The sequence below is a fragment of the Alkalihalobacterium sp. TH-98 genome (genome assembly GCF_057473385.1).
Map to the genome: position 1 here is coordinate 481,684 of NZ_JBYCKM010000045.1, position 12,446 is coordinate 494,129.

The 12,446-nt window shown below is 39.1% G+C and carries 10 protein-coding genes; all 10 read left to right on the top strand.

Features of this window, described 5'->3' with window-relative positions:
* The first annotated feature begins 96 nt into the window (after positions 1-96).
* The 10 genes from AC2VNP_RS18005 (at position 97) to rlmN (ending at position 12,445) form a co-directional block, all read left to right on the top strand.
* Entirely contained in the window at positions 97-2,805 is a 2,709-nt protein-coding gene (locus AC2VNP_RS18005; protein WP_486918657.1) for a cation-translocating P-type ATPase, read from the top strand.
* A 133-nt stretch (positions 2,806-2,938) separates the two neighbouring features.
* Positions 2,939-3,820 carry a YicC/YloC family endoribonuclease gene (locus tag AC2VNP_RS18010; RefSeq protein WP_486918658.1) on the top strand — a complete coding sequence of 294 codons (882 nt, stop codon included), beginning with the start codon at positions 2,939-2,941 and terminating at the stop codon, positions 3,818-3,820.
* A 163-nt stretch (positions 3,821-3,983) separates the two neighbouring features.
* The gene (gene remA / locus AC2VNP_RS18015) at positions 3,984-4,244 is read left to right on the top strand and encodes an extracellular matrix/biofilm regulator RemA (RefSeq protein WP_486918659.1); all 261 of its coding nucleotides are present in this window, start codon (positions 3,984-3,986) and stop codon (positions 4,242-4,244) included.
* 102 nt (positions 4,245-4,346) lie between these two features.
* On the top strand, positions 4,347-4,961 hold the full coding sequence (gene gmk / locus AC2VNP_RS18020; RefSeq protein ID WP_418198694.1) for a guanylate kinase: 615 nt from the start codon (positions 4,347-4,349) through the stop codon (positions 4,959-4,961).
* Between the two features lies 1 nt (position 4,962).
* Positions 4,963-5,169 (top strand): DNA-directed RNA polymerase subunit omega, encoded by a 207-nt coding sequence (gene rpoZ / locus AC2VNP_RS18025; RefSeq protein WP_418198695.1) that lies wholly within the window; start codon positions 4,963-4,965, stop codon positions 5,167-5,169.
* 207 nt (positions 5,170-5,376) lie between these two features.
* Positions 5,377-6,591 (top strand): bifunctional phosphopantothenoylcysteine decarboxylase/phosphopantothenate--cysteine ligase CoaBC, encoded by a 1,215-nt coding sequence (gene coaBC, locus AC2VNP_RS18030; protein ID WP_486918660.1) that lies wholly within the window; start codon positions 5,377-5,379, stop codon positions 6,589-6,591.
* Positions 6,588-8,999 carry a primosomal protein N' gene (gene priA, locus AC2VNP_RS18035; RefSeq protein WP_486918661.1) on the top strand — a complete coding sequence of 804 codons (2,412 nt, stop codon included), beginning with the start codon at positions 6,588-6,590 and terminating at the stop codon, positions 8,997-8,999. The genes coaBC and priA overlap by 4 nt, the downstream gene beginning before the upstream one ends.
* 47 nt (positions 9,000-9,046) lie before the next feature.
* Positions 9,047-9,982, top strand: coding sequence for a methionyl-tRNA formyltransferase (gene fmt / locus AC2VNP_RS18040; protein ID WP_486918662.1), 936 nt, complete (start codon positions 9,047-9,049; stop codon positions 9,980-9,982).
* Between the two features lies 1 nt (position 9,983).
* On the top strand, positions 9,984-11,333 hold the full coding sequence (gene rsmB, locus AC2VNP_RS18045) for a 16S rRNA (cytosine(967)-C(5))-methyltransferase RsmB (RefSeq protein ID WP_486918663.1): 1,350 nt from the start codon (positions 9,984-9,986) through the stop codon (positions 11,331-11,333).
* Positions 11,334-11,356: 23 nt separating this feature from the next.
* Entirely contained in the window at positions 11,357-12,445 is a 1,089-nt protein-coding gene (rlmN, locus tag AC2VNP_RS18050) for a dual-specificity RNA methyltransferase RlmN (RefSeq protein WP_486918664.1), read from the top strand.
* Position 12,446: the final 1 nt, after the last annotated feature.

Consider the following 12,446-nt stretch of genomic DNA (forward strand, 5'->3'; position numbering starts at 1 on the left):
AAATTTATAAAATCATTACTATCATCAGTATAGCATTTTTTAGGACGTGCCTGAATATGATGCTTGTATAAAGTGTACAAGATGTGGGGTGTCTTCATGAAATGGTATGAGATGGAGGTAAATGAAGTTGAAAGATCGACGGGAACAAACGGAACAACAGGTTTGTCAGATAAGGAGGCACAAAAGCGGTTAAAACAATATGGAGAAAACAAATTAGATGAAGGAGAGAAACCTTCAGCACTATTAGTCTTTTTAAGTCAGTTTAAAGATTTTATGGTGCTCGTTCTACTAGCTGCCACACTCATTTCCGGGTTACTAGGTGAATACATCGATGCGATTACAATTATGATTATTATTTTATTAAATGGTGTATTAGGCTTTGTCCAAGAACGTAAAGCAGAAAAATCACTAACTGCCTTAAAAGAATTGTCAGCACCGCAACTAGTCGTCCTTCGGAGTGGAGAGTGGACAAAAATTCCTTCTAGTTTGGCCGTTGTTGGGGATATCGTTAAAGTCATAAGCGGTGACCGAATTGGTGCTGATATGAGACTTTTAAAAGTGAATGGTCTTCAAATAGAGGAATCGTCACTTACAGGAGAGTCTGTCCCTGTACAAAAAAGTGAACAGGTTTTAATAGGTGAAGACCTTGAACTTGGTGATCAAGCCAATATGGCATTTATGGGTACCCTCGTCACCCAAGGAAATGGAATAGGTGTTATTGTTGCAACTGGAATGAAAACGGAAATGGGGAAGATAGCCCATTTACTTCAATCAACAGAAACATTAGTAACTCCTTTGCAAAGAAAATTAGAGCAGTTAGGGAAGATTTTAATTGGTGTTGCACTTCTTCTTACAGCTCTTGTCGTTTTAATTGGGGTTTATCAAGGACATGACGTTTACACGATGTTCCTCGCTGGGGTTTCTTTAGCAGTTGCGGCGATTCCAGAGGGATTACCAGCGATCGTAACTGTTGCGCTTGCTCTAGGTGTTCAACGAATGATTAAACGAAAGGCAATTGTTCGTAAGCTCCCTGCCGTTGAAACTTTAGGATGTGCGTCTGTCATTTGTTCTGACAAGACTGGAACTTTAACGCAAAATAAGATGACAGTTACTCACCTGTGGATTGGTGGGAAAACGTGGCATGTAACAGGAACAGGTTATGAGCCAACAGGTGATTTTTTAGCTAGTGGTGAAAAGGTAAACATTCAAAAAGAACGAGCCCTGCAACAGATGCTAGCTTTTGGATACTTATGTAATCACGCAAAAATCAATGAAAAACCCGTCAAGGAAGGTCTATTAAAAAAGAAGAAAACCGAATTTGTCCTAGATGGTGACCCTACAGAAGGAGCACTGGTGGTTGCTGCAATGAAAGCGGGGATTACTTCAGCTTCGCTGAAAAAGCAATTTAAAATCATTAAAGAATTTCCATTTGAATCAACGAGAAAAATGATGACAGTAATCGTTGAAGATAAAAATGGTAAAAGGTTTGCGGTCACTAAAGGTGCCCCTGATGTCGTATTAGCAAATAGTAAAAACATCTTCTTCAATTCTCGAGAAGAAGCTATGACAAACAGGAGTCGAACGTTAGTAGAGGATGCCATTACAACATTAGCTAGTCAAGCGCTGCGTACGATTGCTATCGCGTATCGTCCACTATCGACTTCTGATAAAGTGGATTATCCATTAGATGTAGAAAAAGATTTAACGTTCATTGGCCTTGAAGGAATGATTGACCCTCCAAGACCAGAAGTAAGAGACTCCATTCGTGAGTGTCGCGAAGCTGGTATCAAAACCATTATGATTACTGGAGACCACGCAATTACAGCTCGAGCGATTGCAAAGCAACTTGATATACTTCCTGAAAACGGGAAAGTGCTTGACGGTCAAACGCTTTCTAGAATAAGTGTCGAACAGCTAGAAGAAATCGTGGATGACGTTTATGTATTTGCTCGTGTTTCTCCAGAACATAAATTAAAGATTGTTAAAGCGCTCCAAGCACGAGGTCATATTGTCGCAATGACCGGTGATGGTGTTAATGATGCCCCTGCAATTAAGGCAGCAAACATTGGGATCGCAATGGGAATCACAGGTACTGATGTAGCTAAAGAAGCGTCGTCGCTTATCTTAAGTGATGATAACTTTGCAACAATTAAAGCAGCTATTAAAGAAGGAAGAAATATTTACGAGAACATTCGAAAATTTATTCGGTACATGCTCGCCTCCAATGTTGGAGAAATTTTAGTCATGTTGTTTGCGATGATTTTAGGATTGCCTTTGCCGCTCGTAGCGATTCAAATTTTATGGATTAACCTCGTAACGGATGGGTTACCAGCGATGGCTCTTGGAATGGATAAAGCAGAAGGCGATGTGATGAAACGACCACCGCGAAGTCCTGATGAGGGTGTATTTGCAAGAGGTCTTGCTTGGAAAATTGTGAGCAGAGGTTTTATGATTGGTGTCGTAACTTTAGTGGCATTTATGGTGACATTAAATGCGAACCCCGATGATTTAACAAAGGCGCAGACGGTAGCGTTTGTTACACTCGTTATGGCTCAATTAATCCATGTATTCGACTGTCGCAGTGAATACTCTGTATATCACCGTAATCCTTTTGAAAATATGTATCTTGTAGTTGCGGTTATTTCATCTATTTTACTCATGCTTGCTGTAATCTACTACCCGCCATTACAAAATGTTTTCCATACGACGTATATGGACGCACGTGATTGGCTCCTTATTCTCGGTATGGCTGCAATACCTACAGTTGTTTTAGGTGCAGGTCAATTATTTGGGAAAAAGCGTTAAGTTTATTACTTGCTATTTTAGAAAAGTTTCGTTAGGCTGTTATAGGTAACTTTTTACCTGTAGCGGCCTTTCTTTCCTTTTTATTGTTGAAGGTGTTAATATTAGATAGAATAGAAAAAGTGGATGTGATAAGATGATTACAAGTATGACAGGATACGGGCAAGCGGTCTTAGAAAATGAACGCTTTAAAGTTTCAGTTGAAATGCGCTCCTATAATCATCGTTTTTTTGAAGTAATGATTCGTATGCCTAGACAGCTTTTACCCATTGAAGAACAGTTAAAGAAAGCCGTCCAAAAACAAGTGCATCGTGGTAAAGTTGATGTTTTTATTAACATAGAGGGTGAAGGTCTCGTCAAAAAACGTTTAAATATAGATTGGGATCTTTTTCAGGAATATATTCACGTAGCAACTGATATGAAAAAGCGAGCAGATGTCACAGGACAGCCGTCAGTAGACGCATTGCTTCTACATGAAAAGATTGTAAGTGTTCACGAGCAAGAACAAACGGATGAAGGACTATTCTCCACGCTTATTAAAGCTACAGAAGAGGCTGCTTTGAAGCTGACCGAAATGAGAAAGCGAGAAGGACATTCGTTATTCGTTGATTTAAAAACAAGAGTTGAACATGTAAGTAAATTAGCAACGGACTTAAAACAATATGCTCCTAAAGTAGCTGAACACTATCGCACAAAGTTACAGAAGCGTGTAGAAGAATTTTTACAAGGCCAAGTTGAATATGATGAAAATAGACTCTTAAATGAAGTGGCTTTCTTTGCGGATAAGTCGAATGTTGATGAGGAGTTAATTCGTTTAGATTCTCATACCGTCCAATTTCAAAAGATTATTGAAGAGGGTGGGGTTGTTGGAAGAAAGTTAGATTTCCTCATTCAAGAGATGAATCGTGAAGTAAATACGATTGGTTCAAAAGCAAATGACATACATATAAGCCGGCAAGTGGTAGAATTAAAGAGCGAAATAGAAAAAATTAAAGAACAAGTGCAAAATATTGAATGATTTTATAGAAAAACGCCCGTTCTTCGTATATAGTAATTTTAGGATGGGAAAAATATCGAGAGTGAGTTTTCTATTTTGGCGATAAGACACAAGCTTACCTTTACTTAAGGAGGGTTTAGCCTCATTGTCCTATTTACTCCTCTCAAAAAGCGAGGGAGAAAAGATGAACATTAAGTTAATTAATATTGGCTTTGGTAACATCGTATCTGCAAATCGTATTATTTCAATTGTAAGTCCAGAGTCTGCACCAATAAAAAGAATTATTCAAGAAGCGAGAGAGCGTAACATGTTGATCGACGCAACATATGGCAGACGTACTCGAGCGGTAATTATCGCAGATAGCGACCATGTCATATTAAGTGCAGTTCAACCAGAAACGGTTGCGCAGCGTCTAACGAACAAAGATGAATCGGATGATGCTTAGACATACATACAAGAGCTACTCGGCTAATGCCGAGTTTCATACACTTTTAACAATGACTTGTCCATTGAATTAAATAAAATGACAAGTTAAACGGAGGTATTTATGAAGAAGGAAAAAGGGTTGTTGATCGTGCTCTCAGGTCCTGCGGGTGTGGGGAAAGGAACGGTTTGTTCAGCTCTTCGTCAAGAGAACACAGACATTCAATACTCAGTGTCGGCAACCACTCGTGCTCCACGTGAAGGAGAAGTAGATGGTGTCAATTACTTCTTTAAATCAAGAGATGAATTTGAAGAAATGATAAAAAATGATGCGCTGTTAGAATGGGCCGAGTACGTAGGTAATTACTATGGTACACCGATTGATTACGTTAAAAAAACAATTGACGAAGGTAATGACATCATCTTAGAGATTGAAGTCCAAGGTGCATTAAAAGTAAAAGAACGCTTACCTGAAGGTGTGTTTATCTTTTTAATGCCACCAAGCTTAGCTGAATTAAGAAAGAGGATTGAAGGTCGAGGCACTGAAACGGCTGAAGTCATTAACAAGCGCATGACAGTTGCCAAAGAAGAAATTGATATGATGAAAAAATATGACTACGTCGTAGAAAATGATGAAGTCCAAGCAGCTGTTAACCGTATTAAGGCGATTGTCACAGCTGAGCATTGTAAGCGTGAACGATTAATTGAGAAGTATAAACAATTAGTGGAGGTTGAGTAATTTGTTATATCCATCAATCGATTCTTTATTAGATAAGTTAGACTCAAAGTATACGTTAGTCACGGTATCATCTAAACGTGCTCGTGAAATTAAAGAAGATTCAAAACGTGGTCCTCTAGTAGTTAAACCTGTTTCTTATAAACCAGTCGGGGTTGCTTTAGAGGAAATTGTATCAGATCAACTTCAATATGAGCGCCTTGAAAAATAACAACCTATTCTTACAATAGGTTGTTTTTTCATAAAAAAATTAGAAATCTGACAGCTGAAAGCGTCCAAACAGGTGCTATCGGCTCGAGGTCGCTTCCGGTCCATCAAACGTATCTAAAGGTTGAAGGACACTTATTGATGGTCCTCTAGCGCTTGTCGCCGATGGACGAGCGCCTTACACTTTTCTATCTATATGGGGGGAAGAGAAATGTTAAAAGGAAAGAAAATCTTATTATGTGTTACTGGTGGTGTTGCTGTTTTTAAAGCCGCGGCGTTAACAAGTAAGCTATCACAAGCAGGTGCTGCTGTAAAAGTGATGATGACTAAATCTGCTGAGCAGTTTGTCACTCCATTAACGTTTCAAGCACTTTCTAGGCAACCTGTATATAATGATACATTTGACGAAAAAGATCCAAGTGGTGTTGCGCATATTGATTTGGCGGATTGGCCAGATGTTATTTTAATTGCACCAGCTACAGCGAATATGATTGGAAAGTTAGCAAATGGCATTGCTGATGATATGATTTCTACAACGTTACTTGCAACAACTGCTCCTGTGTTTGTTGCTCCTGCGATGAATGTACATATGTATGCACACCCAGCGGTAGTTAACAATCTAAACACACTTAATGGATATGGGTATCATTTTATTGAACCTGATGAAGGCTTTCTTGCATGTGGCTATGTTGGCAAAGGACGACTAACTGAGCCGGAACAAATTATTGAACGTCTTCATCAGTTTTTTGAGGATGAGTTGTATCAACCGCTCAAAGGCAAACAATTTCTCATTACAGCAGGGCCTACGCAAGAAAAGATTGATCCTGTTCGTTACATTACAAACCATTCTTCCGGAAAGATGGGATACCAAATTGCTGAAGTAGCAGCACAACTTGGGGCTGACGTTATTCTGATTTCAGGGCCGACACAATTAGAAACACCTAAAGGAGTGACAAGAATTAATGTCGAGTCGGCACAAGCCATGTATAAAGCCGTCATGGAGCATTTTGTCTCAACTGATGTAGTTGTTAAGACGGCTGCTGTTGCTGATTACCGGCCTAAAGTTGTTCATGCTGAAAAAATGAAGAAAAAGCCAGGAGATGCTGTTATCGAATTAGAACGCACTACCGACATCTTAGCAACATTAGGTGAATTAAAAACGCATCAAACCTTAGTCGGATTTGCCGCGGAAACTGAAAAAGTAGAAGAGTATGCCAAAGGTAAATTAGAGCGTAAAAATTTAGACTTGATCGTTGCAAATAACATAACTGAAGCGGGTGCAGGGTTCAAGGGAGATACAAACAGAGTAACGATCTATAAGAAAAATGGTGAAACGATTGAGCTCCCGATTATGACGAAAAGGGAAGTAGCCGAACAGCTTCTAGCTGAAATCATTAATGATGAACAAGGAAGTTCTCGCGAATGATTGCTAGGGTAATAGTCGATGTCCCAAGTGGACAAACTGATCGTCTGTTTGATTATAAAATTCCAGATAAATGGTATAACGTTCTAGAAAAAGGAATGAGGGTCGTTGTTCCTTTTGGTCCACGCTCAATCCAAGGCTTTGTTGTGGAGATTGTCGAAAATTCATCTGTTGAAAAATTGAAAGAAATTAAAGAAATATTAGATGTGACCCCTGTATTAACTGAAGAATTATTAGAATTAGGTAATTGGTTAACTGATCAAACATTATCTTATAAGATTTCAGCTTACCAGGTTATGTTGCCCGCTGCATTAAAAACAAAAGTTGAAAAGCAACTTCTTTGTTTGCAAGAAAGTCAGTTGTTGCCTATGACACTTCAGCCGTTTTTTGATAAACAGTCGTTAGTTAAGTGGAATGAGATTGTTGAAACGGACCCAGGTTTGTTGCCATCGATTAAAGATGCAGTAAAGAGTGGTTTACTTGAAGTTCAATATTCGGTTAAGGATAAAGGTAAAAAGCAAACACACCGAATGATTGATAGCTTATTATCGAAAGAGCAATTGAAGAAATTAATTGAAAGTATGCCGCAACGAGCAGAAAAACAAATAGCGGTCGTTCATTATTTTATTGAGAATGATGGACAAGTTCCTTTAATACGATTAATCGAAATGACGCAAAGCAGTCGCCAATCGGTGAAAGCCTTAATAGATAAAGGAGTTCTTATTGAAAAAGAAGAAGAATTTTATAGAGACCCTTTTATAAATGAAACATTTGCCAAAACGACACCATTACCGTTAACGGATCAACAGCAACAAGTGACAACACCGATTCTTAGCTCAATTGAAGAAAAGGTACATAAAACATTCTTACTACATGGTGTCACCGGCAGTGGAAAAACAGAAATATACTTACAAGTGATTGAACGGGTCCTATCTGAAGGTAAAGAAGCCATTGTCCTCGTTCCTGAAATCTCTTTAACGCCACAAATGGTTGATAGATTTAAAGGACGGTTTGGTTCTCAAGTTGCTGTTCTTCATAGTGGTCTTTCACTAGGTGAAAAATATGATGAGTGGCGTAAAATTCACCGTAAAGAAGTACGAGTTGCAGTGGGAGCAAGGTCAGCTATTTTCGCTCCCTTTGAAAATTTAGGCATTATTATAATAGATGAAGAGCATGAAGGAAGCTACAAGCAAGAGGAGATGCCCAAATATCATGCGAGAGATGTGGCCATTTTTCGAGGGAGTTATTATCGTTGCCCTGTAGTTCTAGGTAGTGCAACTCCTTCTTTAGAAACGTATGCGAGGGCAAAAGTAGGCAGATATGAACTGCTGACATTAGGGGAACGAGTAAATCAAGGTCCGCTTCCGACCGTAGAAGTAGTTGATATGCGTGAAGAGCTTAGAGATGGCAACCGGTCTATGTTTTCGAGTGCATTGTTTGAAAAGATGAAAGACCGCATCGATAAAAGAGAACAAATGGTATTACTTTTAAATCGACGCGGATTTTCTACTTTCGTGATGTGTCGAGATTGTGGGTATGTTGCTACTTGTGAGCACTGTGACATTTCATTTACTTATCATAAGACAAACCACTCACTTAAATGTCATTATTGCGGACACGAAGAACGAATGATAACAACTTGTCCATCTTGTTCAAGCGAGCATGTCCGTTTTTTTGGAACGGGGACACAGCGTGTGGAAGAAGAATTAGGAAAAGTGCTGCCAGAGGCAAGAGTTATTCGTATGGATGTTGATACGACAAGGAGAAAAGGCTCTCACCAAAAGTTATTAAAAGACTTTGGTGAAGGTAAAGCAGATATTTTACTCGGTACGCAAATGATTGCCAAAGGACTAGATTTCCCGAATATTACACTCGTCGGTGTGCTTACTGCAGATACGATGCTACACTTGCCAGACTTTCGCTCGTCTGAAAGAACATTCCAACTTTTAACGCAAGTAAGTGGGAGAGCAGGGCGGCATAAATTGCCGGGAGAAGTGATCGTTCAAACATATACGCCGGAGCATTATAGTATTGAATTTGTAAAAGAACATGATTTCGTTCACTTTTTCCAGCGAGAAATGTTAATAAGAAAAGGCAGTAGCTATCCACCTTACTATCATATTGCACTTATTAATGTATCACACCAAGAACTGCCTAAAGTCATTCATGTTACAGAAAAAATCACACATTTTTTAAGGCAACAACTTACTAACGAAGCAAATATTTTAGGCCCAGTCGCTTCACCAATTGCGCGGTTAAAAAATAGATATCGCTATCAATGCATGATAAAATACAAAAATGAACCAATGCTTGGAAAAATATTACGTGAAATTCAACAGCACTACAGCCGGGAAACTGCACGAGGAGACTTGCAGATTTCAATCGATATGAACCCGCAGATGTTTATGTAGGTTTGTGGTAGAGCAGTGTTTACATAGAAAGGTAGGTCATATAACGAATGAGAATAGTTTTTATGGGTACTCCGGATTTTTCCGTTCCAGTATTACGCCAATTGATTGAGGATGGATATGAAGTTGTAGGTGTCGTAACACAACCTGACCGTCCAAAAGGAAGAAAAAGAGTATTAACTCCCCCTCCTGTCAAGGTGGAAGCAGAAAAACATGGATTAACTGTCCTGCAACCGGAAAAAATAAAAGAAAAAGAAGAACTAGACAAGGTCCTTGCTCTTAAACCAGATTTAATTGTTACAGCAGCATTTGGACAAATTTTACCGAGTGAAATATTAGAAACACCAAAGTATGGTTGTATTAATGTCCACGCTTCTTTATTGCCAAAGTACCGTGGCGGAGCACCAATTCACAAATCAATAATAGACGGTCAAAAAGAAACTGGAATAACAATTATGTATATGGTTGAAAAGTTAGATGCTGGAGATATATTAACGCAAACTGTCGTGCCAATTGAAGAGGAAGATCATGTAGGCTCCTTACATAATACGTTAAGCGCAGCAGGGTCTAAGTTACTGTCGGAAACGATCCCTCCTCTTATTCGTGGTGAAATTCAGCCTATTGTACAAAACGAGGAAGAAGTTACTTATGCTTGGAATATTACTAGGGAGCAGGAGAGGATTGACTGGAATAAACCTGGTGAAGAAATTTATAACCAAATTCGAGGACTTCACCCGTGGCCGGTTGCTTTCACCACTTTTGCTGGCCAACCGATGAAGATTTGGTGGGGGCAAAAAACAGCAGCAGCTCAAAAGGTTGAACCAGGAACTGTAATAGCTGTTGAAGAGGATGGATTTCTTGTGGCAACTGGAAACGAGACAGCTATAAAAGTGACAGACTTGCAACCAGCAGGAAAAAAACGAATGCTAGCCGGGCAATTTTTGCGTGGTGCAGGCATTACAACCGGAGACAAGCTAGGAGATTAGTATGAAACAAAAGACAATTCGTGATGTTGCACTAGATGTTTTACTTCAAATTGAAAAAAATCAGGCCTATAGTAATTTGCTTTTAAATCAAACGGTGAAAAAAGCAAACTTAGACCAGAGAGACGTAGGATTATTAACCGAAATCGTCTATGGTACTGTTCAACGGCGTGATACACTTGATTATTATTTAGAGCCATTTATAAAAAAAGGTGTCAAAAAGCTAGATGACTGGGTGCGCGTGTTATTACGGTTATCCTTATATCAAATGATTTATTTGGATCGTGTTCCCGATCGGGCAATCGTTCATGAAGCGGTAACGATTGCTAAACGAAGAGGACACCAAGGAATTTCTGGAATGGTTAATGGCGTTTTACGGAATGTGAGAAGACAGGAATTACGATCGTTTGATGAAGTTAAGGATGATGTAAATCGTTTAGCAATTGAAACTAGTCATCCTTTATGGTTCGTAAGGCGCCTAGTTGCGCAGTATGGATTTGAAGAGGCAAGACAATTGTGCCTGACTAATTTAGAACCTCCTCAAGTGACGGTTCGTGTGAACCAGACGAAAGCATCAATAGAGGAGGCGATTGAGCTTCTACGTCAAGAAGGGATAGACACGATACGTGGACACCTTTCTAATGATGCTCTCATTATTGAAAAAGGAAATGTCACACATACGAACGCATTTAAGAATGGTGTAATTACAATACAAGATGAAAGTTCAATGCTTGTTGCTATAGCGCTTGCTCCAGAAGAAGGAATGAATGTATTAGATTGTTGTGCGGCACCAGGTGGGAAAGCCACGCATCTGGCAGAACAAATGAATGATAAGGGCCGTGTAACCGCACTTGACCTGCATGATCATAAAGTGAAACTCATTCAGCAATTATGTGAGCGCCTGCAGTTAAAGTCAGTTGCAGGAAAGACAATGGATGCAAGGCTTGCAAAGGGTTCTTTTGAAAAAGCTAGTTTTGATGCAATCTTAGTCGATGCACCTTGTTCAGGTTTAGGTGTCATCCGCAGGAAACCAGATATAAAATGGACAAAGAGTGTCAAAGATATAGAAGCAATTCAAAACATTCAAAAGCAAATTTTAACAGCTGTTGGACCACTTTTAAAAACTGGTGGAAGACTTGTCTATAGTACTTGTACAATCGACCGCACTGAAAATGAAGAGATGGTTCAATGGTTTTTAGACAACCACGATGATTTCTACCTGGATTCATCTTTAAGTGCGCGCCTACCTCAACATATTTCTGAAAAAGCGAAATTTGGAGAAGGCAGCTTAACGATATTACCCCATCACTTTAATACAGATGGATTTTTTATAACAGCGATGATAAAACGATAACAGTGGAAATGAAGGGAGTTCGTATGGAGGATCAAAACACTAAAACAGAGTTGATGGATACAGAAAAGTTACCCTCTATTTATTCACTTCAATTTAATGAATTAAAACAGTGGTTGAAAGAAAATAATGAACCTGCATTTAGAGCGGGGCAAGTGTATGAATGGCTTTATAGTAAACGAGTAAACTCGTTTGATGCGATGACAAATTTATCAATAGACCTTCGAACCAAGCTTGCCCAACAGTTTACATTAACTACTTTAAAAACAGTAACGAAACAAGAATCTAGTGATGGCACAGTGAAATTTCTGTTTGAACTTCATGATGGCTACTCAATTGAAACTGTTATTATGCGCCATAATTATGGAAATAGTGTTTGTGTAACAACTCAAGTTGGCTGCCGGATTGGCTGTACGTTCTGTGCCTCGACATTAGGCGGTTTGAAACGTAACTTAGAAGCTGGAGAAATTGTTGCTCAAGTATTAGAGGCACAACGAGCCATGGATGAAGTTGATGAGCGAGTCAGTTCGGTAGTTGTTATGGGAATAGGAGAGCCGTTTGATAATTATGAGGCGCTCGTTTCTTTCTTAAGAACGATTAATCATGATAAAGGGTTAAATATTGGGGCTAGGCATATTACGGTTTCCACTAGTGGGATTGTTCCGTATATTTATAAATTTGCAGATGAAGGATTGCAAATAAATTTTGCAATATCATTGCATGCACCGAATACAGAAATTCGGTCGAAACTCATGCCAATTAACCGTGCGTATTCGTTATCTAAATTAATGGAGTCCATTAATTACTATACAAATAAAACAGGACGTCGAGTGACGTTTGAGTATGGTTTATTTGGAGGCGTGAACGACCAAGATGAACACGCTGAAGAGTTGGCTGACTTAATTAAAAATGTAAAATGTCATGTCAATTTGATTCCAGTAAATTTTGTATTAGAAAGAGATTATAAGCGCACACCAAGAGAGCAAATCTTTGCATTTGAAAAAATCTTGAAAAATCGTGGGATTAATGTCACGATACGAAGAGAGCAAGGACATGATATTGATGCTGCTTGTGGTCAGCTCCGTGCGAAGGAGCGTAAAGAGGAGACGAGGTGAG

What these genes read in the sequence shown, in the direction of transcription:
- remA (WP_486918659.1), top strand. Translation starts at nt 3,984, where the DNA reads ATGAACATTAAGTTAATTAATATTGGCTTTGGTAACATCGTATCTGCA.
- fmt (WP_486918662.1), top strand. Translation starts at nt 9,047, where the DNA reads ATGAGAATAGTTTTTATGGGTACTCCGGATTTTTCCGTTCCAGTATTA.
- priA (WP_486918661.1), top strand. Translation starts at nt 6,588, where the DNA reads ATGATTGCTAGGGTAATAGTCGATGTCCCAAGTGGACAAACTGATCGT.
- AC2VNP_RS18010 (WP_486918658.1), top strand. Translation starts at nt 2,939, where the DNA reads ATGATTACAAGTATGACAGGATACGGGCAAGCGGTCTTAGAAAATGAA.
- rlmN (WP_486918664.1), top strand. Translation starts at nt 11,357, where the DNA reads ATGGAGGATCAAAACACTAAAACAGAGTTGATGGATACAGAAAAGTTA.
- rsmB (WP_486918663.1), top strand. Translation starts at nt 9,984, where the DNA reads ATGAAACAAAAGACAATTCGTGATGTTGCACTAGATGTTTTACTTCAA.
- coaBC (WP_486918660.1), top strand. Translation starts at nt 5,377, where the DNA reads ATGTTAAAAGGAAAGAAAATCTTATTATGTGTTACTGGTGGTGTTGCT.
- AC2VNP_RS18005 (WP_486918657.1), top strand. Translation starts at nt 97, where the DNA reads ATGAAATGGTATGAGATGGAGGTAAATGAAGTTGAAAGATCGACGGGA.
- gmk (WP_418198694.1), top strand. Translation starts at nt 4,347, where the DNA reads ATGAAGAAGGAAAAAGGGTTGTTGATCGTGCTCTCAGGTCCTGCGGGT.